22 protein-coding genes are annotated in these 20,456 nt (G+C 42.5%); 21 read left to right on the top strand and 1 reads right to left on the bottom strand.

Going from position 1 to position 20,456, the window contains the following annotated elements:
- Positions 1–175 precede the first annotated feature (175 nt).
- From der to AC5YD2_RS07955, 21 genes are all read left to right on the top strand, one after another.
- Positions 176–1,585, top strand: a complete 1,410-nt coding sequence (gene der, locus AC5YD2_RS08055; RefSeq protein ID WP_496125834.1) for a ribosome biogenesis GTPase Der — start codon at positions 176–178, stop codon at positions 1,583–1,585.
- A gap of 189 nt (positions 1,586–1,774) precedes the next feature.
- Positions 1,775–2,398 carry a beta-ketoacyl synthase chain length factor gene (locus AC5YD2_RS08050; RefSeq protein WP_496125833.1) on the top strand — a complete coding sequence of 208 codons (624 nt, stop codon included), beginning with the start codon at positions 1,775–1,777 and terminating at the stop codon, positions 2,396–2,398.
- The gene (locus tag AC5YD2_RS08045) at positions 2,392–3,192 is read left to right on the top strand and encodes a lysophospholipid acyltransferase family protein (RefSeq protein ID WP_496125832.1); all 801 of its coding nucleotides are present in this window, start codon (positions 2,392–2,394) and stop codon (positions 3,190–3,192) included. The genes AC5YD2_RS08050 and AC5YD2_RS08045 overlap by 7 nt, the downstream gene beginning before the upstream one ends.
- On the top strand, positions 3,189–3,449 hold the full coding sequence (locus tag AC5YD2_RS08040; RefSeq protein WP_496125831.1) for a phosphopantetheine-binding protein: 261 nt from the start codon (positions 3,189–3,191) through the stop codon (positions 3,447–3,449). The genes AC5YD2_RS08045 and AC5YD2_RS08040 overlap by 4 nt, the downstream gene beginning before the upstream one ends.
- 9 nt (positions 3,450–3,458) lie before the next feature.
- A complete protein-coding gene (locus AC5YD2_RS08035) occupies positions 3,459–3,707 on the top strand; it encodes an acyl carrier protein (protein ID WP_496125830.1) in 249 nt (82 codons plus the stop codon).
- The gene (locus AC5YD2_RS08030; RefSeq protein WP_496125829.1) at positions 3,704–4,258 is read left to right on the top strand and encodes a COG4648 family protein; all 555 of its coding nucleotides are present in this window, start codon (positions 3,704–3,706) and stop codon (positions 4,256–4,258) included. The genes AC5YD2_RS08035 and AC5YD2_RS08030 overlap by 4 nt, the downstream gene beginning before the upstream one ends.
- Before the next feature lie 25 nt (positions 4,259–4,283).
- Positions 4,284–5,957 carry an ApeI family dehydratase gene (locus AC5YD2_RS08025; RefSeq protein WP_496125828.1) on the top strand — a complete coding sequence of 558 codons (1,674 nt, stop codon included), beginning with the start codon at positions 4,284–4,286 and terminating at the stop codon, positions 5,955–5,957.
- Positions 5,958–5,963: 6 nt separating this feature from the next.
- Entirely contained in the window at positions 5,964–6,701 is a 738-nt protein-coding gene (locus AC5YD2_RS08020) for a glycosyltransferase family 2 protein (protein ID WP_496125827.1), read from the top strand.
- A 1-nt stretch (position 6,702) separates the two neighbouring features.
- A complete protein-coding gene (locus AC5YD2_RS08015; RefSeq protein WP_496125826.1) occupies positions 6,703–7,632 on the top strand; it encodes a lysophospholipid acyltransferase family protein in 930 nt (309 codons plus the stop codon).
- Positions 7,629–9,188, top strand: coding sequence for an HAL/PAL/TAL family ammonia-lyase (locus tag AC5YD2_RS08010; protein ID WP_496125825.1), 1,560 nt, complete (start codon positions 7,629–7,631; stop codon positions 9,186–9,188). Before AC5YD2_RS08015 ends, AC5YD2_RS08010 begins: the two co-directional genes overlap by 4 nt.
- Complete coding sequence (locus AC5YD2_RS08005) at positions 9,181–9,600, top strand: acyl-CoA thioesterase (RefSeq protein ID WP_496125824.1); 420 nt, start codon at positions 9,181–9,183, stop codon at positions 9,598–9,600. The genes AC5YD2_RS08010 and AC5YD2_RS08005 overlap by 8 nt, the downstream gene beginning before the upstream one ends.
- A gap of 21 nt (positions 9,601–9,621) precedes the next feature.
- Positions 9,622–10,248: an outer membrane lipoprotein carrier protein LolA gene (locus AC5YD2_RS08000; RefSeq protein ID WP_496125869.1), complete on the top strand. Its 627-nt coding sequence runs from the start codon at positions 9,622–9,624 to the stop codon at positions 10,246–10,248.
- A complete protein-coding gene (locus AC5YD2_RS07995; RefSeq protein ID WP_496125823.1) occupies positions 10,223–12,550 on the top strand; it encodes an MMPL family transporter in 2,328 nt (775 codons plus the stop codon). The genes AC5YD2_RS08000 and AC5YD2_RS07995 overlap by 26 nt, the downstream gene beginning before the upstream one ends.
- A gap of 15 nt (positions 12,551–12,565) precedes the next feature.
- Positions 12,566–13,897 carry an NAD(P)/FAD-dependent oxidoreductase gene (locus tag AC5YD2_RS07990; protein WP_496125822.1) on the top strand — a complete coding sequence of 444 codons (1,332 nt, stop codon included), beginning with the start codon at positions 12,566–12,568 and terminating at the stop codon, positions 13,895–13,897.
- A 16-nt stretch (positions 13,898–13,913) separates the two neighbouring features.
- Positions 13,914–14,477, top strand: coding sequence for a DUF3261 domain-containing protein (locus AC5YD2_RS07985; protein WP_496125868.1), 564 nt, complete (start codon positions 13,914–13,916; stop codon positions 14,475–14,477).
- A complete protein-coding gene (locus AC5YD2_RS07980) occupies positions 14,455–15,717 on the top strand; it encodes a beta-ketoacyl-ACP synthase (RefSeq protein WP_496125821.1) in 1,263 nt (420 codons plus the stop codon). Before AC5YD2_RS07985 ends, AC5YD2_RS07980 begins: the two co-directional genes overlap by 23 nt.
- Positions 15,714–16,151, top strand: coding sequence for a hotdog family protein (locus AC5YD2_RS07975; RefSeq protein ID WP_496125820.1), 438 nt, complete (start codon positions 15,714–15,716; stop codon positions 16,149–16,151). The genes AC5YD2_RS07980 and AC5YD2_RS07975 overlap by 4 nt, the downstream gene beginning before the upstream one ends.
- 2 nt (positions 16,152–16,153) lie before the next feature.
- A complete protein-coding gene (locus tag AC5YD2_RS07970; RefSeq protein WP_496125819.1) occupies positions 16,154–16,879 on the top strand; it encodes a 3-ketoacyl-ACP reductase FabG2 in 726 nt (241 codons plus the stop codon).
- Complete coding sequence (locus AC5YD2_RS07965; RefSeq protein ID WP_496125818.1) at positions 16,879–18,099, top strand: beta-ketoacyl-ACP synthase; 1,221 nt, start codon at positions 16,879–16,881, stop codon at positions 18,097–18,099. The genes AC5YD2_RS07970 and AC5YD2_RS07965 overlap by 1 nt, the downstream gene beginning before the upstream one ends.
- Before the next feature lie 125 nt (positions 18,100–18,224).
- The gene (locus AC5YD2_RS07960) at positions 18,225–18,659 is read left to right on the top strand and encodes an excinuclease (RefSeq protein ID WP_496125817.1); all 435 of its coding nucleotides are present in this window, start codon (positions 18,225–18,227) and stop codon (positions 18,657–18,659) included.
- Positions 18,660–18,688: 29 nt separating this feature from the next.
- The gene (locus AC5YD2_RS07955; protein ID WP_496125816.1) at positions 18,689–19,351 is read left to right on the top strand and encodes a 4'-phosphopantetheinyl transferase family protein; all 663 of its coding nucleotides are present in this window, start codon (positions 18,689–18,691) and stop codon (positions 19,349–19,351) included.
- 112 nt (positions 19,352–19,463) lie between these two features.
- Here AC5YD2_RS07955 and secF read toward each other — a convergent pair whose 3' ends face one another.
- Positions 19,464–20,453: a protein translocase subunit SecF gene (gene secF, locus AC5YD2_RS07950; protein WP_496125815.1), complete on the bottom strand. Its 990-nt coding sequence runs from the start codon at positions 20,451–20,453 to the stop codon at positions 19,464–19,466.
- Positions 20,454–20,456: the final 3 nt, after the last annotated feature.

The following is a 20,456-nucleotide window of genomic DNA, read 5'->3' as shown; positions in this document are numbered from 1 at the left end:
TAAACTAGCACAACTTTCAAATTTTATGCCTCGGGGTCTTCGATTTTCTAAGACCCCGAGCTTTTTATTCAGGTGCTTTACCTGAGGGGCTGTTCAACATAACAGTGCCTACAATCTTCCACAGTTTCTGATGTTCAGGCCAATTGAGTTGGCTGATCTTGTTAAAGGTTAATCTATGAAACCCGTTATTGCGCTCATTGGTCGTCCGAACGTCGGAAAATCAACGCTATTTAACCAAATTACCAAAAGCCGTGATGCACTGGTTGCAGACTTCGCGGGTTTAACGCGTGACCGTAAGTATGGTGATGCTAAATTTGAAAATAAATCATTCATCGTCGTTGATACTGGCGGTATTGGCGAAAATGAAGGTGGTATTGATTCATACATGGCAGAGCAGTCTAAAACTGCCATTAATGAAGCAGATATTATTGTATTTGTCGTTGATGCTCGTGCAGGCTTACTTGCTTCCGATGAACAAATTGCACGTGAGCTTCGTACATTAGGTAAGAAAGTTTATTTGGTTGCAAACAAAGTGGATGGCGTACATGCCGAAGCGGCTTTGGTTGAATTCTACAAATTGGGTATGGGCGAACCGATGCAAGTGGCTGCAAGCCATGGTCGCGGTGTACAGCAAATGCTTGAAGAGGTGCTTGCAGAAGTTCCTGAAGATCAAGATGAAGCTGAACACGATAAAGCAACAGGGCTACGTTTAGCGATTATTGGTCGTCCAAACGTAGGGAAGTCCACGCTAGTGAACCGTTTGTTGGGTGAAGACCGTGTGGTTGCATTTGACCAACCTGGTACGACACGTGATTCGATTTATATTCCGTTTGAGCGTGATGGTCGTCAATACACATTGATTGACACTGCAGGTGTACGCCGTAAAGGTAAAGTAGATGAAATGATTGAGAAATTCTCAATCGTGAAAACTTTACAAGCGATTAAAGATGCGCACGTGATTGTGGTCGTGCTTGATGCGCGTGAAGGTGTGGTTGAGCAAGATCTACACTTAATTGGCTACGCTTTAGAGGCGGGTCGTGCCATGGTCATCGCCATTAATAAATGGGATAACATGACAGAATACGATCGCAAGCAATGTAAGCTTGATATCGAACGTCGTTTTGACTTTATTCCTTGGGCGAAGGTTCATTTAATCTCTGCATTACATGGCACTGGTGTGGGCGAGATGTACCCATCAATCCATCGCGCATATGATTCTTCACACTTAAAAGTGTCACCTGCGAAGATCACTCAAATTCTGAGTGATGCTGTTGATGCGCATGCACCACCCATGGTACAAGGTCGTCGTATTAAAATGCGTTATGCGCACATGGGTGGTCAAAACCCACCGACGATCGTTGTCCATGGTAACAAGGTGGATAAAACGCCAGCCGATTATCGTCGCTACTTAGAAAACGTATTCCGTAAAGTGTATAAGCTTGAAGGAACACCCGTTCGTATCGAATTTAAAACATCTGAAAACCCATTTGAAGGTCGTAAGACGGTGATGGATGAGCGTATTGCAGCGCGTAAGCGTCGTTATGTTCAGAAATTCAAGAAAGCTGAGAAGAAGTTTAAGCGTTAATTTTCTAATGCATCACTTTAGATAATATCAGCGAAAAGCCCAAAGTGATCTTTGGGCTTTATTTGTATTTCAATTCTAGATTTATTTTTAAATGTATATAGGATTTCTGCACTCAAATGTTATAATTGGTTACAAGAGAGAATTCTTCATAGCAAATAATTACAGCGAAATTACGCTTTTAGGATCTGTATGATTCAGATTAATTTATCATATGTAAATTACTGTGATGTTCACCACCCACTAGATGCGATCGATATTATTCCCGCCATGCAACGCAGACGTTTGTCTTGTCTTGCAAAAATTGCGCTCAATAATTTGATAAAAACTAAAGAAAATTGCGCGATCAACTATATTGTTTGGGTCTCTCAATATGGCGAAGAAGAAAAAACACTCAAAATTTTAGAAGATGTATTACAAGATCAAACCCCATCACCAACACAGTTTTCAACGTCAGTTCATAATGCTATTTCAGGTTTATATTCGATTTTATGTCAAGACAGTACCCCTGCGACAAGTTTAGCTGGTTCTTGGAATGATGCACTGATTGAAGCGTATGCTTGGCTTAGAACTTCACATCAGTCGGATGCAAAGGTCATGATTGTTTACTATGAAGGGCCGTTACCAGATGTGTATAAGGAGTCACAAGTGTTCGATTCTTTTTCCTTGTCAGCAGTGGTGGGTTTGGCACAGCCTAACCTTGAAGTGAATGCTTATGATTTTACAGATAAAGGTGATCACTTTAAGCAGGCGAAGCAATTTTTAAACTTTTGGCAGGGTGACCAACAACATTTTAAGGTCTGGTCAAAATGTTAAATTTCAACCACCTCAAAAAAAATGCTAACTACAAGTGGCGTGTTGCTGCAACAGGTTTGAGTTTTGCAAGTTTTGGTTTGGGTGGTGTAGTTATTGGAAGCCTAATCGCGCCTGTGATTAAATTGACGACCCAAAATCCTGAATTACGTCAAAAAAGAACACAAAAGGTGATTAAACATAGTTTCAAAGGTTTCACTGAAATGATGGTGAAACTTGGCATTATGACCTATGACGTACAAGGTTTAGAAAAATTAGAAAGTAGTCGGCAAGAACTGGTGATTGCCAATCATCCAACGCTGATTGATGTGGTGGTTTTGATTGGTTTAATGCAAGAAACAAATTGTGTGGTGAAACAGGCTTTGTGGGCCAATCCATTCACCAAAGGTCCCGTGCAAAATGCTGGCTATATTTTAAATTCAGGTTCAGAACAGTTTATCGAAGACTGTGTTGCTCGTTTAAAGCAAGATAACGCTGCATCTTTGTTGATTTTTCCGGAAGGAACACGAACTGAAAAAGGACATCTTTTAAATCAGTTTCAGCGTGGGGCAGCCAATATTGCTTTACGTGCTCAAGTGCCTATACGACCCGTATTGGTCACTTGTACGCCATCGACTTTGACTAAAAATGAGCATTGGTATCATATTCCATCTCGACCCTTTCATATTCAAGTTAAAGTTTTAGATCCAATTCATGTCACTGATGTATTAGATAATGTGACGGTGAACCCTAAAAATGTCCGTCATTTGAATCATCAGCTACAGCAGTTTTTTAACCAAGAGTTATTGAAAAAATGAGCAATCTTGCTGAAGAATTAAAGCAAATGATTATTGATGTTTTAGTCCTAGAAGACATCACATCCGATGATATTGATACTGAAGCCCCATTGTTTGGTGAGGGTTTAGGCTTAGATTCGATTGATGCTTTAGAGCTCGGTTTGGCATTAAAAAAACGTTACCACATTCATTTAAATGCCGAGTCAGCTGAAACAAAACAACATTTTAAATCAATTCAAAGTCTTGTGGCTTTGGTTGAAGCACAAAGAACACTGTAAGAGGCCATTATGCTTAGCCAAGATCAAGTACTGAATCATCTGCGCGAGTGGATGGAGGAACTGTTTGAAATTGAACCTGAAGATGTTCAACTGCAATCAAATTTAGCCACTGATCTCGATGTAGACAGTATTGATGCGATTGATTTAGTGGTTAAAATTAAAGTATTGACAGGAAAGCAAGTGAATCCAGAAGACTTTAAGAGTGTAAGAACCGTTCAGGATGTCGTCACGGTCATTCAAAACATGACCGCTGAATGAATACCGTCTTAAAAGGGATTAGCGTGGTTGGATTGATCCTCTATCCCTTTTTGGTAGCTTACGGTTTATCCCATGGCCATGTGTTTTGGGTGGCTGTTTTGCTTATAATTTTCGGTGCTCTTCGATTGATGGGAGGGGGCAACCCCCTTATGTGGCCACTAACATTATTTGCCATTTTATGTGGTGGACTCAGTCTTGTGTTTAAAGATCAGGCTTGGTTAAAGTTGTATCCTGTGCTGATGAGTCTGGGGGCCTGTGGTATTTTTACCATGACCTTGATTAAGCCACCCTCAATGATTGAGCGTTTTGCACGACTGATTGAGCCAGATCTACCGCATGACGGGGTAATCTGGACCAAGAAAGTGACTCAAATTTGGTGTGTTTTCTTTGTGGTCAATGCTCTGATTGCCTTATATACGGTGTACTTCGCCAGCACTCAAGTTTGGGTGATTTATAATGGTTTTATTTCCTATGTGCTGATGGGGATTTTACTGCTGGGTGAATATCTTTTACGTAAACGCCAGCAACGTTTAAATCAAATGCAGCATTAGGCTTGCAGTATTTCTATGGATCGCTATGTGTTGTCATTTTAGAGACTATTTAAACTCTCCACGGATCTTATGTGTGAAGCCAGATCTGAGTGGTGTGAGTTTTCAAGAATTTTGGCAGGATGTGGCGGGGCAAGCAGCATGTATCAAGCAGAAAACCACGCCTGTTTGGGCACTCTGGGAGCAGGACAGCTACACATTTTTGGTGTTGTTTTTTGCAGCACTCAATGCAGGAAAAAAACTGCTACTGCCTCCTCATCGTATTCGTGATCTAGAACAAGAATTAGCACAGCAACAGATTTATTTTTTAAGCCGGACTGAACCTAGACCCTCTCTTGAACCGATTGAAATCAATGTTGATGATCAGTTCCTAAAAGACGCTGAAGTTTCTTTTTATACCTCAGGCTCTACCGGGCAAGCCAAAAAAATACCTAGAAATTTAATGCAACTCTTCAATGAAGTGGCAGGTTTAGAGGCGACTTTTAAGCGAGAACAACAGGGAATTGCCTTAGCAACAGTCAGTCATCAGCATATTTATGGCTTATTGTTTAAGTTGTTATGGCCTTTGGCGAGTGGACGGAGTTTTTATCAGCCACAACTGGCATTTCCAGAAGATGTTGTGGATGCGCAACAACATTTAACTGATTTCAATGTCCCGAACTATGTGGTTTCAAGTCCTGCATTGCTCAAGCGATGGACGGCTGATGTGTTGCTTAAAGACTGTATTAACGTGTATTCGTCTGGCGGTAAGCTTGATTCGGGTATTCGTCCTCAACTGAATCGACCGATTATTGAAGTTCTAGGCAGCTCTGAGACAGGTGGGATTGCATATCGACAACAGGATGAGGCCGCATGGACACCTTTTCAAAATGTCGAAATCAAGTCAAGTGCACAAGACGAACTTGCTGTCAGAAGTAATCATGCGTGTGATCAGGATTGGATTTTGACCGGTGATCGCGTCAAAGTATGGGATTCTCGAAATGTTCAATCTGCATTTGAATTGTTAGGTCGTTTAGACCGCATCGTGAAACTCGAAGAAAAACGACTGAGTTTGGATGCGATTGAACAGGTATTAATGTCGCTGACAGAGATTGAGCAATGTTATGCTTTGCTCATCCAAAAGGAAAATCGTCAGGTCTTGGCAGTCGTGGTGAAGTTGTCTACACAGGCTCGGCACGATTTAATCGGATTAGGAAAAGCCCGCTTTGTTCAAGGTCTCAAAACACAGTTGGCAGATAAATTAGAAGCACTTGCGATTCCAAGGCAATGGCGTTTTTTAACTGAAATGCCGCAGAATGCGCAGTCCAAGCTCAATAAACAGTATTTGGCTTCTTTGTTTGCTCCGCTTTATGTGCCTGTCGTGTTATCTCAATGTTTTGAACAAGATCAAATGCAAGCACGTTTAGAAATATGTCCTGAACTTGAGTGTTTTAAAGGGCATTTCCCGAATCACCCGATTTACCCAGGGGTAGGACAAATTGGATTTATCCAACATTTTGCAAAGCAATATTGGGCAGATTTAAAGTGGTGCTGCGGATTTGAGCAGCTGAAGTTTCAAGATTTAATTCGACCTTATGATCAGCTTGAAATGACGCTCACACGTAAAGCAGACAAGGTCATTTTTGAGTTGATCAAAACACAGAAAATAGTGGCATCGGGTCGACTGAATTTTGTTTCTGACAATCAGACCACCTCGGAGTAATAAAGTATGCAAACATGTTTTGTGATTCCGGTCTACAACCATCCGCATTATTTACAAGCGTTTATGAAACACTTAAGTGGCTTTGACTTGCCGATTGTAGTCGTCAATGATGGAAGTGATGCAGAGTGTTCGACAATCCTACGTCAACTGCGTTCGCAGTATAAGCAAGTTGATTTGGTTGAGCATCAAGTCAATCAGGGTAAAGGACAAGCAGTTATAACAGGGCTTCTACATGCCTATAATTTGGGTTATAGCCATGCTCTACAAATCGATGCAGATGGTCAGCACGATTGGTCCGATATTCAACGCTTTTTAGATGCAGCGCAACAACACCCAGAAGCGATGGTCATTGGGCAACCGATCTTTGATCAGTCTGTACCACGGAAACGTTTATATGGTCGTTATGCGACCCATATCTGGGTCTGGATCAATAGTTTATCTTTTGAGATTAAAGACAGCATGTGTGGTTTCCGTGTTTATCCTTTAGCACAAACCGTCAAGGTATTAAACTCGGCAAAATTTCAGCCGCGCATGGGGTTTGATTCAGAGATTTTGGTGCGTTTAAAATGGGAGCAAGTTAAATTTATCAATGTTCCCACGCAGGTCATTTACCCGGAAGATGGTATATCCCACTTTAATGTTTGGCGTGACAATCTAGGAATGACGCAGGCACATTCGCGTCTGTTTGCGGGCATGCTCTATCGTTTACCTACCTTACTGTATCGTAAAGTGAAAGGTGAGTAACATGCCACGCAGCCAAGCTCAGGCATGGAACACCATCAAAGAGCGTGGAGGGATGCTTCCACTGATGTTGGTGCTGTTTTTCTATCGTTTGGGAGGGCGCTGTTTATGTCGAGTTGTACTGTATTTTGTCATTTTGTGGTATTGGGTGTTTTCAACGACAGCACGCCAAGCATCTGTGCAGTATTTACAAAAATTGCATAATTTTGCAGGCGCTTTTTCACCCTTTGAAGGGGTGCCGCAGTTACCGCAGACCTTTACCCATCTCATGCAATTTGGCGAATGCATTCTCGACAAAATTGAAGGTTGGTTGGGGCGAGTTTCTGATCAAAATTTGCAGTTGCATGGACATGAGCATTTTCGTGAACATTATCAAAAGGGGGCGATTATTGTGGTGTCGCACTTTGGTAATATTGAATTACTACGAGCAGTCAAATCTGAGCATCCACAAAAAATCAATGTGTTGGTCTATCAGAAACACGCGACGCAATTTAATCAGTTCCTTAAAAAGCTTAATCAACATGCTGATGTGAATTTGCTCTCGGTCGATGCTTTGGGCATTGAAACTGCTTTAATCTTGCAGCAAAAGCTTGATCAAGGGGAGTGGATTATCCTTGCAGCAGATCGTGTACCGATTCAGTCTGATCGTATACAGCCCATTGAATTTTTGGGAGAACATGCGGATTGGCCGGAAGGCGCATGGATTCTTGCCAACCTTTTAAAAGCCCCTGTGTTGGCCGTGTTTTGTTATCGTGTCAAAGATCATTTCGAAGTGCATATTCATAACATTGCAGCACAACTCAATTTTCCTCGCAAAGATCGAGCGACAGCCATACGTCAAGTGATGCGAGTTTATGTTCATTTGCTCGAACAACATTGTCTTCGGGCACCCTACCAGTGGTTTAATTTTTATAATTTTTGGAATAAAAGATGAGTCTCGTGTTAATTGTTGGGGAAGCACCGCTCAGTATTGAAGATGTGATTGCTGTGGCTCGTAAAGAAAAAACGGTTGCATTACCATCTTCTTTGGCATGGAAAGAATTGATACAAAGAGGGGTTGATTTTCTTGATCAATTATTGCAAGACGAAGGTGTGATCTATGGAGTAACCACAGGCTATGGGGATTCTTGTCTAGTCGAAATCCCACCGCATCAAGTCAATGAGTTACCTTTGCATCTGTCACGTTTTCATGGCTGTGGACTGGGTCAGAATTTGGATATTATCACAGCACGGGCTGTGGTCGTGGTGCGTCTATGTTCTTTGGCTCGAGGCTATTCAGGGGTTTCACTGGCACTGCTTGAACGCTTGGTATGGATGTTAAATGAAGATGTAATTCCGGTGATCCCATCTGAGGGTTCTGTGGGTGCCAGTGGGGACTTGACCCCATTATCCTATGTGGCAGGGGCTTTGGTCGGTGAGCGCGATGTTTATTATCGTGGAGCGATTGTTCCTGTTGCTGAGGTCTATGCCGAAAAAGCCATGCAACCGCATGTGATGCGACCTAAAGAAGGTTTGGCATTGATGAACGGTACCGCAGTGATGACGGCCATCGCGTGTATAAACTATAAGAAAGCAGAACAGATTGGCTTTGCCAGTACCTTAATTACGGCGTGTAATGTGTTGGCACTCGAAGGCAATTCGAGTCATTTTGACGAAGTGCTCTTTGCCCAAAAACCGCATTCCGGGCAACAACATATCGCAGCTCAACTACGTGAGTGGCTCAATAGTGAAGTACAAACGGCCCATCAAAGTTCACGTTTACAAGATCGTTATTCATTACGTTGTGCACCGCATATTATTGGCGTTTTTGAAGATTCAAAAATCTGGTTACGTCAGTTTATTGAAAATGAATTGAATTCGAGTAATGACAATCCATTGATTGATCCTATCAATTTACGCGTTTTACATGGTGGTCATTTTTATGGCGGTCATATTGCACAGGCAATGGACAGTTTAAAGATTATGATGGCCAATATTGCAGATTTATTGGATCGTCAACTTGCGCAATTAGTTGATTATAAGATGAATAATGGACTGCCACGTAATTTAACAGGTTCAAGCAGTGAACGCTTAGCACTCAATCATGGGTTCAAAGCGGTACAGATTGCGGTTTCTGCGTGGACTGCTGAGGCCTTAAAACACACGTTATCAGCCTCTATTTTTTCACGCTCTACCGAATGTCATAATCAAGATAAAGTCAGTATGGGCACCATTGCAGCGCGTGATGCTACTCGAATTATGGTGTTGACTGAGCAAGTGGTTGCCGCTTTGGCATGTGCGTGTGTACAGGCACTTAAGTTAAAAGGGTTGAATACACAATTAACCCCTGCATTAACCGCTTTTCAACACTGGGTTCTTCAGAGCTTCACGTATGTAGACGAAGATCGTGCTTTACAAAATGAGCTACAGTGCTTGGTGGATCGTTTAGAACAGTTTGAACTTGTACGGCATCTAGATCAGCATCACGGTGAAGGAAAAGATTATGCATAGCGATGTCATCATTGAAGTGCCATTTCATGATGTCGATACCATGAATGTGGTCTGGCATGGGCACTATTTAAAATATTTTGAAATTGCACGTTGTAAGTTACTGGATCAATTTCATTACAACTATAATCAGATGCGGGATTCTGGTTATGCATGGCCAGTGATTGAAAGTCATGTGCGCTATGCACATGGGATTGTGTTTGAACAGAAAATTCGTGTTCGTGCAATTTTAAAAGAATGGGAAAATCGCCTCAAAATTGAATATCAAATTTTTGATGATGTTTCTGGGAAAAAATTAACCAAAGGCTATACCACTCAAGTTGCTGTCCATATTCAAACGCGCGAAATGTGTTTTCAATCGCCCCAAGTTTTATTGGATTGCTTAAATGCATGGTCTGAATTTAAAGCCGACTAGGTGATCAATATGTTAAATAGAATGCTCAGAAAAATTGGCGCGATTGCAATGTTGGTTCTGTGTAGCGCCATGCCCATCGTTTCAAATGCACAAACGCAAAATATCAAGCCTATCTTTACGCAACTTGCAGCAGTTCCCATGGTTCGTGCGCATTTTGAGCAACATAAAAAGTTAGCGTCTTTGAATAAGACATTTACTTCGCAAGGCACGGTGTTGTTTCATCAAAAACAAGGGGTGTTATGGCAGATTCGTAAGCCTGTCCAAGCAGAATTAATTGTGACGCAAAAAAAACTGGTACAGAAAACGCAACGTACCCAAAGCCAAATTGCGGTAGATCAGACTCCTTATGGTTCCGTTGCGACGATGTTCTTGCAATTAATGTCTGGCAATGAAGCTGCTTTGGCTCAGAATTTTAATATTGTTTCAGCAGAATATAGCCCGAACCAATGGAAGATGGTATTAACCCCTAAATCAGCTCTATTTAAAAAACTATTCGTACGGGTGGAAGCGCAAGGTCAACGCTATGTCGATCGAATTGTGATTGATGAAAAAGCCAATAACAGCACCACCATCCGCTTTAGTCAGCACACGGCTCAACCTCAATCTTTAACGGCAGCTGAACGTGCACTTTTCCAACTGGCAAAATAAACTCAGTGCAATCTGGCTGATGATCTTGTGTGTCATCGCGATTGCGCTTGGGATGGCTTGGCTGAAAAAAGATATTCATATCGAAACCAATATCTTTGCACTATTGCCTAAAGCTCACCAGGATGATGAACTTCAAAGTATTCAGACTTATGTCAGTGATCAACTGAATCAGAAAGTTTTTGTGGTGCTTGATGCAAAAACAGAGGCTGAGCTTGAGCAAGCGACCCAGTTGTTAAAAGATTCTGTCGCGAAGAGTGGGTTATTTGAAGCCGTTCAGCCACAATTAGATCAAGAAAAGTTTGCACAAACACTGTATCAACATCGAGCGGGGCTGCTTTCTGCATCAGACCGTCAGCATTTAGAGCATAAAGACTACCAAGCACTGACTGAGCAAAGTATGTTACAGCTCATGAGTCCAGGAATGCCGATGACTGCCGATTTGCTGAAACACGATCCTTTGTTGTTGTTTCCACGTTATGCAGTGCAACTCAGTGCATTACAAAGTCATCCTGAGATTCAGTTAGAACAGGGCTTAGCCACGATTAGAGATGATCAAGGCATTTCTCGTTTGCTGGTGTTAACGCTCAAAAATAGTCCTTATAACATCGCTTATCAGCAACAGACTGCTGAATTTATTGGCGTACTGAATCAAAAAATCGAGCAGATTCGGGTCAAACCGCATTGGACGGGCACTTTACTCTTTGCTCAATTCGGGACAACATCTGCCAAAAACGAAATTTCAACCATCGGCTTAGGCTCTACACTGGGTATTTTGCTGTTGGTTTGGTTCGGTTTTCGCTCAATTCGCCCGATGTTTACAGAGATGATTGCTGTTGGCAGTGGGTGCCTGGTGGCTTTTGCTGCAACGTTCTGGCTGTTTGGTGAAATACATCTGATGACCTTGGTATTCGGTGCAAGCCTCATTGGTGTCTGCGTTGATTTTTCATTTTATTTTATGGCGATGCAGTCTCAGCATCGAACCGTCGATGGCTTTACAGTCTTAAAACCCTTATTACCGAGTTTGTTTGTCGGGTTGATGACGACCTTATTGGCCTATGTGGTGCTCAGTTTTACCCCATTTCCAGGATTTAAACAGATCGCGGTATTCTCGATGGTCGGTTTGGCTGGCGCATGGGTGACAAGTATTCTGTTGCTTCCACGACTAAAAGCCTTAAATGCTGAACCTGCTATTCGTCGCCTTGGATTTATTGGTCGAGCACGTTGCTATATACAAGCGCGTCGCAGTTTACGCGTGGGGTTAATCATTGGCATTCTGGTGGTGAGCAGTAGCAGTTTGTTGTTCTTGAAAAGCAATGATGATATCCGTAATTTGCAAAGTATGGATGAAGGCTTGAAGCAGCAGGATCACTATATTCGTGATCGATTTATGCAGCAACAGGGCAGTGACTACTTTGTTGTTCGTGGCAAGAGTGCGCAAGATCTACAACAAAAAGAGCAACAATTGCTGAATGATTTATCTGCTTTACAAGCAGCAGCCAAGTTAGAGCATTTTCAGGCCTTAGGTCAGTGGCTTGTTCCAGAGCAGCAACAGCAGCAAAATATTGCACTTCTACAAGCGATTCCAAAAGCCGTATTGATCCAGTATGCCCATGACATGCAATTGGATGTCGATGAGGTCTTGCACTGGCAGAATCAGTTGTCCAACCCTGCATTTTTAACCACAGAGGCATTTGCAGATCATCCATTGGCGTTTTTGCAGATTAGCCCTACCGAGCGTTTAGTGATCTTACAGGGCATTCATGATTTAGCATCTTTGCAAAAGCTCAGTAATGAGCATGTCCAATTATTACGCCCGGTCAGTGAGTTGTCCGCACTCTTTCAGCAGCATCGACAACATGCCCAATATTTACTTTTGATCGCATTGGTCATGCTGGCTATGGGTTTAGGGCTATTGTATGGTCGAAAAGCTATTTTGCCTTTGATACTTCCGGTAAGTTTGGCATTGCTGAGTACCTTTGCGGTTCAGGCGTGGCTCGGGGTCGAAATCAATTTATTTAGTATTATGGGGACGTTCTTAATTATTGGGATCGGGGTTGATTACGCGATCTTTTATCGTCATGGCCATGATCATCCTCAGGTGGTCGGTATGGCGTTATTTTTGTGTATGATGTCGACTTTGTTTGGCTTTGGCTTGTTATCGTTGAGTCAAACCTATGCCATTCATTGTTTTGGTTTAACCGTACTTTTGGGCGTTATATTCGCATTTATTTATGCCACACTTTTTACCGCTTCGGATGAAAGCCAAACTGTGGTTCAACAGATTCAGCAGCAGGCTGAGTGATGAGGATCGAGTGCAATGAGCACCATGCAACAGACTGATGTCGTGATTATTGGGGCGGGACCTTCAGGGAGTTCAGCCGCCGCTTTACTACGGAAAAAAGGCTATCAAGTCACGATGCTTGAAAGGCAGTATTTTCCTCGTTTCTCCATTGGTGAGTCGCTGTTGCCACAGTGTATGGTGTTTTTAGAAGAAGCGGGGTTATTAGAGACAGTAAACGCACATGCTGAAGAATATGCGTTCCAGTTTAAAAATGGTGCTGCATTTTTGAGAGGTGAGCAACGTAGTTTTTATGACTTTAGACAGAAATTTAGCGAAGGGCCAGGAACCACATGGCAAGTACGCCGTGCGCAATTCGATCATCTTTTGGCACAACAAGCCGAAAAAATGGGGACAGATATTCGCTTTGGACATGAAGTCACTGCAGTCAACATTGAACTTGAACATCCTATTCTGGACGTCAACGATGAGCAGGGTGAGCATTATCAAATTCAGGCAAAATTTTTATTAGATGCCAGTGGCTTTGGTCGAGTATTGCCTAAACTCTTAGATTTAGAGCGTCCTTCCAATTTTCCAGTACGCCGTGCCGTGTTTACGCATATTCAAGATGGCATATTGGATCAGCCTGATTTTGATCGGGAAAAAATACTGATTACGGTTCATGCCAAAGATCATCGTGCATGGTATTGGTTGATTCCCTTTGCAGATGGACGTTGTTCATTTGGTGTGGTGGCAGAGCAAGATTTCTTCGACAAATATGGTTTTGAACATACGCAGGATGTTGATTTAGAACCATTATTTAAACGAATTTTAGCCGATGATGAAAGCCTATCTGCGCTTTTAAAAAATGCTCAATTTGATACCACTGTCCGTACCTTGGTGGGATATTCAGCCAATGTCAAATATTTGGCAAAACGAAATTTTGCCTTATTGGGCAATGCAGGGGAGTTTCTAGATCCTGTATTCTCATCAGGGGTGACCATTGCGCTGAAGTCTTCAAGTTTAGCAGTGCCCTTGGTTGATCAGGTATTAAAGGGGCAATCTGTCGACTGGATGGAGCAATATGAACAACCTTTACGTCGAGGGATTCAAGTATTTCGTGCTTATGTAGAAGCTTGGTATTCGGGCGAGTTTCAAGAGGTTGTCTTTTCACAGCGTCAAGATGAAAAAATCCGTGGAATGGTGTCTTCCTTATTGGCAGGTTATGCATGGGATGACACCAACCCGATTCATAAAAATGCCAAACAACGTTTAAATACATTAGCTGAGTACTGTCGTGAAGGACAATCTCGTGAAGCAGAATCTAATAAAGAAAAATCTCGTGAAGCAGATTGTCGTGAAACAAAGTAACGGGAAAATTCAATCCATGTTGATTTACCCTCGTATGCAACTCTTGATACTGCTGATGTGTGGCACTTTATGCTTGAGTGCTTGTCAACATGTTGTGCCGCCAGCGCAAGGCTTAATTACGCCAGCCTGGCAGGCAAAAAACTATCAGCGCCAAGATCAAATTGAAGTGCAATGGAAAAATCAGGGTTTAAGTTTTTTACTGTATCAACAGCAGCGCGGACAGACCCTTAAAATGTTGGCACTGACCCTCACTGGACAGCCATTGTTTCAGTTAACCTTCGATGGAAACACAGTGAACGTTCAACAACGTATTGATCCAATGAAGCGCTTACCGTTTGATTATCTGGTGCGAGACATTTTGTACGCAACCTATCCTGATTTTATGCAATTGCACCATAAACAAGTCATGCTCAAACAGGTGGATGACACAACCCAGGTTTATATCAAAGGCAAGGCCGTTCTAAATATTCAACAACAAAAGGCTGTGATTGAACTGAACAATATTCAAGTGCCTTATCAGATGAATATTAGCCCTGTCAGCGATACTTTGCAGAATAATGAGGCACAGCATGTCGACTAATGTTCAGCATTCCACTCATGCGGTTGGTATTCAATGTGCTGTCGGATTGTCAGCTCTAGGTTCTGATCAAGACGACATTCGAACTCATCTGACCACGGAAACCAATACTTTAACCCTCATCCCGAATCTTTTGGCCGAACGAGAAGTCTGGGTGGGGCATTACCCCCATGAGCTGGTTGGGCTGGTTGAATATGTCGATGTTCTCAAAGACAGCGTGTCACGTAATTTAAGATTTGCGCTCACCGCACTCAAGCAGATCGAGTCGCAAGTGCAAGAAAAAACAGCCAATATTAAAAAACAGCGTCTTGCGATTGTGATGGGAACCTCAACTTCAGGGATTCAAGACAATGAACAACCGCTACAAGCACATTTTCTTGGACTTTGTAGTGAGTTAATCTCACATCAAAAGCAAGAAATGGGGTGTTTGGCCAAAGCACTGCAACAGTATTTGGGTTGGCAAGGACCTGCTTATACGATTTCTACCGCCTGTTCATCGAGTGCCAAAGCCATGGCAGCGGGGCAACGACTGATCCATGCAGATTTGGCAGATGTCGTTTTGGTCGGTGGGGTCGATACGCTGTGTAAACTGACCTTAAATGGGTTTAATAGCTTAGAAAGTTTATCAAATGAAATTTGTCAGCCCTGTGGCATACAGCGTGACGGCATTAATATTGGTGAAGCTGCGGCTTTATTTTTACTTTCTAAACAATCAGCGCCTGTAATGTTGCTCGGGAGTGGTGAGTCTATGGATGCTTGGCATATTTCTGCACCACATCCTGAGGGAAAAGGAGCTGCGGAAGCCATGCAAAAAGCCCTGAATATGGCAGGTTTACGAGCTGAAGATATTGGGTATTTGAACCTGCATGGTACGTCTACCCTACAAAATGATGCGATGGAAATAAAAGCAGTGCAAACGGTCTTTAAAGATTATGCTGTACCTTTAAGCAGTACTAAACATAAGACAGGGCATTGCCTAGGTGCGGCAGGTGCGATAGAAGCCTTTATTTGTCATGAGATTTTACAAGATCAGCTTTCGAAAAATGAGCTTTCACAAGATCAGCTTTCACAAGGGCAGTGTTGGTTGCCTGTACATCAATCCGGTGCTATTGATCCTGAATTATCCGGACAAAATTATGTCCTTGAGTCATCCTCAAAGTCCCGTATTCGCTATGTCATGAGTAATTCATTTGCATTTGGGGGAAGTAATATCAGTCTGATTTTAGGTTGTTCAGAGTCATGATAGATGCTTTAGCTTTTATACCGCATGCTAAACCCATGGTCTTTGTAGATCAGCTTATTGAAGCCAATGATGATTTTGCGATTGTAGAGCTTAAAATCACAGCTGATTTGATGTTCTATGAAGCAGAAGGTCTACCGACATGGACCAGTATTGAACTGATGGCGCAAACCGTCAGCGTCTATGCGGGTTATAAGGGGCATTCTCGTGGAGAGTCGCCTAAGGTGGGTTATCTATTGGGCACGCGTAAATTACAGTTGCCGATTGCTTATTTTGCTTTGGGTGAAGTGGTCAGAATTCGCGTAGAACAACATTATTTACATGATGGATTGGGTCAATTCAACTGCGAAATTCAATATCAAGCACATTGTTTCAGTGCAATATTAAGCGTGTATGAGCCTGCAAGTGATTCAGAACAGATACAGATAGGGACGTAAAAGTGAATAGAAGAATTTTAGTGACAGGTTCAAGCCGCGGAATCGGCAAGGCAATTGCATTGGCATTGGCAGAAGCAGGGTTTGACGTGACGGTTCACGCACGCGCAAGACTGCACGAAGCAGAGCAGGTTGCACATGCAATCAGGCAACTGGGTCAACACAGTCATGTACTGATGTTTGATGTAAATCAAAGAGCTCAGATTAACGATATTCTGGAACAGGACATAGCGCAATACGGTGCATATTATGGGGTTGTGCTCAATGCCGGTTTAACCCGTGATGGCGCATTTCCAGCACTGACGGATGAGGATTGGGACGATGTGATTTCAACGTCATTAGATGGTTTTTACAATGTGCTCAAACCTCTGGTAATGCCCATGATTCGATTGAAAAAAGGCGGTCGAATCGTGACGCTTTCATCGGTATCAGGCCTGATGGGAAATCGTGGACAAGTCAATTATAGCGCTGCAAAAGCAGGATTAATTGGGGCAACCAAAGCGCTTGCCTTAGAGCTTGCTAAACGAAAAATTACAGTCAACTGTGTCGCACCTGGTCTGATTGAGACAGAAATGGTCACTGAAGAAGTCAAAGAACATGCCTTAAAAATGATTCCCATGCAACGGATGGGGCAGGTCGATGAAGTGGCCAACGTGGTGAAGTTTCTATGCAGTGATGATGCCAGTTATATCACTCGACAAGTAATTTCGGTGAATGGGGGGTTAATCTAATGAAGCGAGTCGTGGTCACAGGCATGTCCGGCATCACCTCATTAGGTGAAACGGCGGATCAAATTTTTGCCCAATTTGCGTTGGCTAAAAGTGGCGTGACCTATATGCCAGATTGGGAAATTTATTCCGATCTGCGCAGTAAATTAGCCGCGCCAGTCAAGCATTATACGATTCCCAAACACTTTAATCGCAAAGTGACTCGCGGTATGGGAAGAGTCGCCCTAATGTCGGTGGTGTGTGCTGAAAAGGCACTTGAAGATGCAGGACTGTTGAATTCTCCATTACTGAGGAATGGAGAGGCTGGCGTTGCATTTGGTTCATCAGCAGGGAGTGTGGACGCGGTACGTGAGTTTGGTGCCATGCTGATAGAGAACCATATGAATGAGCTGAATGCCACCACTTACATTCGCATGATGTCGCATACCAGTGCAGTGAATATGACGGTTTACTTCGGTTTAAAAGGATTGACCTTACCCACATCAAGTGCTTGTACCTCAGGTTCTATGGCGATTGGGCAGGCGTATGAAGCAATTAAATATGGCAAACAAACCTTAATGCTGGCAGGTGGAGCAGAAGAACTCAGCGCAGCAGGTTCAGCGGTATTTGATGTGCTTTTGGCAACAAGCACCCAAAATGAACATCCTGAAGCTACGCCACGCCCTTTCGATACCAAACGAGATGGATTGGTGATTGGTGAAGGTGCAGGTTGTTTAATTTTAGAAGAATATGAGCATGCCAAAGCACGTGGCGCTAAAATCTACGCGGAAATCGTAGGCTACGGCAGCAATACCGATGGTCAGCATGTGACACGGCCTGATTCTGAAATGATGGGTCATTGTATGCAGTTGGCACTCAAAGATGCACAATTGACTGCACAAGACATCGACTACGTGAACGCTCATGGTACTTCGACTGACCAAGGTGATATTGCGGAGTCGCAAGCCACAGCACGCATTTTGGGATATAAGCCGATCAGTTCCTTAAAAAGCTATTTTGGTCATACACTTGGCGCATGTGGTGCAATTGAGGCATGGCTCAGTATCGAGATGATGTTACGTCAAGAGTTTATACCCACCTTAAATTTGGATCAGATTGATCCAGCATGTGGGGATTTGGATTATATTCAGCATCAGTCTAGACAGCTTGATGCAAATCTCATCATGAGTAATAATTTTGCCTTTGGGGGAATTAATACATCACTCATTTTAAAGAAGATTTAAAATGATCAGTAGAATCGTATGGCATGTATTACATGAATTTAATCAAAGAATTACACGACTTTAACCAAAGAATTAGATTACTTTAATCAAAGAATTACATTAGTTTAACCAAAGAGGGGTTTCTCATGACTTTAAAAAAAATAGCAATGACATTTACATTGTGTATAGGCACGGCAATGGGGGTACATGCTGCTGATGATATGCATAATTTTAATTTTAAAGAAGCGGTTGACCGTGCAGTTGCCGATGGTTTCTTAGATGGCAGTGTGAAGTTCTATTTGGCAGGGACAAAGTCAGGTGGACAGGTGATTGAAAAAGATTTAGTCACCAATAAAAAGACCAATGGTTTTGCAAAGCCTGCCGATAAGGCATGTGATCATGTACTGCGTTCAGCCCTGATTCAATTTCAGAATACTGCAAAAGCAAAAGGTGCCAATGCAGTCACCAATATTGTGAGTTACTATAAATCCAATGAGAGCAAAAGTACCACCACTTACCAATGTGCTAAAGGAACTGCCCTTGCAGGTGTTGCACTCAAAGGGGATATCGTTAAACTATAAGTTGTATTTATAGTTTACTCATTGAGCCGATGAAACACGTGGTCATTCAAATTCATGTTCAGCCATTGGCTCAATTTATCCTCAAACAAAAACAGCAATTTTCAAATTTTGCTGAATTTAATCAGTATAAAAAAAATACCATTTACGCACATAGAAATACATTCATCTCGAATTTCTTGAATCAAACAATTTGCAATCAAGATATACAGCACACCGAGTTTGGAAAGCCTTACCTATCTAATGTGACGCAATTTTCATTTAATCATTCCCATAGTCAACATCATTATGCTTTAGCCATGTCAACCAATATGGCTGATTTAGGTGTGGATATCGAAGATTTAGATCGTCAAGTTCGCTTTGATGCTTTAGCACAACATGCATTTCACCCAACTGAATATCAGACTTGGCAAGGCTTGGACTGTGATCCCATGTATTGGTTTAAGGTCTGGACCACCAAAGAGGCGGTACTCAAAGCCAGTGGTTTAGGCATTCGGATGGATTTAAAAGATTTGAATACCCATGCTCATCCTCTACAAAATGGCGGAATGTGCGAACATGAAAAAGTGGGTATCTTCGCATATCAGAATTTTGAGCTGGCACATTGCATGCTGACCGTCGCATGGCGATCTGAGCGCTCCTGCTCAGGTTTTGCATTACCCAATATTCAAATTCATCAACATTCTGAATTTTGAAAGTCAAAAATGAATCATGCCTAAGTCTTTATTGTTGAAAATAGATTTATAAATTCACATTAAAAAAGCCCATCAAGTGATGGGCTTTTTGTGCAGTTAGATGTGTAAATGCTTAATGAGGAATTTCTTCTTCTTCAAATTCAGGCTTCACTTGTACGATAAAGTCCTGACGGTTTAGACCACGCCATAAGGCAAATCCTGTACCGATATAGATTGAAGAGTAAGTTCCCACGAAAACACCGACAAACATGGCAACAGAGAACCATTGTAGACCATCACCGCCCATAATCATCATTGCAACAACAACCAGCAATAGCGTCATAGAGGTGTGAATGGTACGACGTAGGGTTTCAGTCAATGCAATGTTAATTACTTCAAGCGGTTCTGCACCACGAATCTTACGGAAGTTTTCACGAATACGATCCGATACCACGATGTTATCGTTGAGTGAGAAACCAATAATCGCAAGCAATGCTGCAAGAACAGTGAGGTCAAACGGCCATTGCATTAAGGCAAAGATACCCAATGTCACCACAATATCGTGGAATAATGACAGTACAGCACCAATCGCCAATTTGAACTCAAAGCGAATCGTGACGTAAACCAACATGAGTAGCAGCGCAAGTGCTACAGCACCACCAGAGCGTACATAGAGCTCATTACCGACTTGACCACCCACTACATCCACTTTAGGAACAGTTACGGTATTATTTGGCAGTTGAACCGCTTGCGTAATCGCTTTGGTTAGGTCATCTGCTTCCATTTCTTCCTGAACGGGCATACGTACCATGAGGTCGCGTTCAGAGCCTAAGGTTTGTACCACAGAGTCCGTGAAGCCCGCTTTGGTTAAAGCAGCATTCACCTGTTCAGGTTTGACTGGATTGCTGTAATTAAGCTCAGCAGCGATACCACCCGTAAAGTCTAAACCTAAATTTAAACCTTTGGTTGCGATAAAAAATAGACTGGCAATCGTTAAGAAGATAGAAAGCAATGCCGCAGGCAAAGCAATCTTCATAAACGGAATCACGCGCTCGTCTTCAGGGCGACCATATTGTTTTGCTTTATCTTCTACTTTTTCAAGTTGAGTATTTTCAGTCATCATCGA

Source organism: Acinetobacter sp. CY73, from assembly GCF_059515865.1.
The sequence above is the reverse complement of the archived record's forward strand: the minus strand, read 5'-3'. Positions and strand labels throughout refer to the sequence as shown.

Excerpts from the sequence above, each read along its gene's own strand:
- der (WP_496125834.1), top strand. The coding sequence starts at position 176 with ATGAAACCCGTTATTGCGCTCATTGGTCGTCCGAACGTCGGAAAATCA.
- AC5YD2_RS08050 (WP_496125833.1), top strand. The coding sequence starts at position 1,775 with ATGATTCAGATTAATTTATCATATGTAAATTACTGTGATGTTCACCAC.
- AC5YD2_RS08045 (WP_496125832.1), top strand. The coding sequence starts at position 2,392 with ATGTTAAATTTCAACCACCTCAAAAAAAATGCTAACTACAAGTGGCGT.
- AC5YD2_RS08040 (WP_496125831.1), top strand. The coding sequence starts at position 3,189 with ATGAGCAATCTTGCTGAAGAATTAAAGCAAATGATTATTGATGTTTTA.
- AC5YD2_RS08035 (WP_496125830.1), top strand. The coding sequence starts at position 3,459 with ATGCTTAGCCAAGATCAAGTACTGAATCATCTGCGCGAGTGGATGGAG.
- AC5YD2_RS08030 (WP_496125829.1), top strand. The coding sequence starts at position 3,704 with ATGAATACCGTCTTAAAAGGGATTAGCGTGGTTGGATTGATCCTCTAT.
- AC5YD2_RS08025 (WP_496125828.1), top strand. The coding sequence starts at position 4,284 with ATGTGTTGTCATTTTAGAGACTATTTAAACTCTCCACGGATCTTATGT.
- AC5YD2_RS08020 (WP_496125827.1), top strand. The coding sequence starts at position 5,964 with ATGCAAACATGTTTTGTGATTCCGGTCTACAACCATCCGCATTATTTA.
- AC5YD2_RS08015 (WP_496125826.1), top strand. The coding sequence starts at position 6,703 with ATGCCACGCAGCCAAGCTCAGGCATGGAACACCATCAAAGAGCGTGGA.
- AC5YD2_RS08010 (WP_496125825.1), top strand. The coding sequence starts at position 7,629 with ATGAGTCTCGTGTTAATTGTTGGGGAAGCACCGCTCAGTATTGAAGAT.
- AC5YD2_RS08005 (WP_496125824.1), top strand. The coding sequence starts at position 9,181 with ATGCATAGCGATGTCATCATTGAAGTGCCATTTCATGATGTCGATACC.
- AC5YD2_RS08000 (WP_496125869.1), top strand. The coding sequence starts at position 9,622 with ATGCTCAGAAAAATTGGCGCGATTGCAATGTTGGTTCTGTGTAGCGCC.
- AC5YD2_RS07990 (WP_496125822.1), top strand. The coding sequence starts at position 12,566 with ATGAGCACCATGCAACAGACTGATGTCGTGATTATTGGGGCGGGACCT.
- AC5YD2_RS07985 (WP_496125868.1), top strand. The coding sequence starts at position 13,914 with ATGTTGATTTACCCTCGTATGCAACTCTTGATACTGCTGATGTGTGGC.
- AC5YD2_RS07980 (WP_496125821.1), top strand. The coding sequence starts at position 14,455 with ATGAGGCACAGCATGTCGACTAATGTTCAGCATTCCACTCATGCGGTT.
- AC5YD2_RS07975 (WP_496125820.1), top strand. The coding sequence starts at position 15,714 with ATGATAGATGCTTTAGCTTTTATACCGCATGCTAAACCCATGGTCTTT.
- AC5YD2_RS07965 (WP_496125818.1), top strand. The coding sequence starts at position 16,879 with ATGAAGCGAGTCGTGGTCACAGGCATGTCCGGCATCACCTCATTAGGT.
- AC5YD2_RS07960 (WP_496125817.1), top strand. The coding sequence starts at position 18,225 with ATGACTTTAAAAAAAATAGCAATGACATTTACATTGTGTATAGGCACG.
- AC5YD2_RS07955 (WP_496125816.1), top strand. The coding sequence starts at position 18,689 with ATGAAACACGTGGTCATTCAAATTCATGTTCAGCCATTGGCTCAATTT.
- secF (WP_496125815.1), bottom strand. The coding sequence starts at position 20,453 with ATGATGACTGAAAATACTCAACTTGAAAAAGTAGAAGATAAAGCAAAA.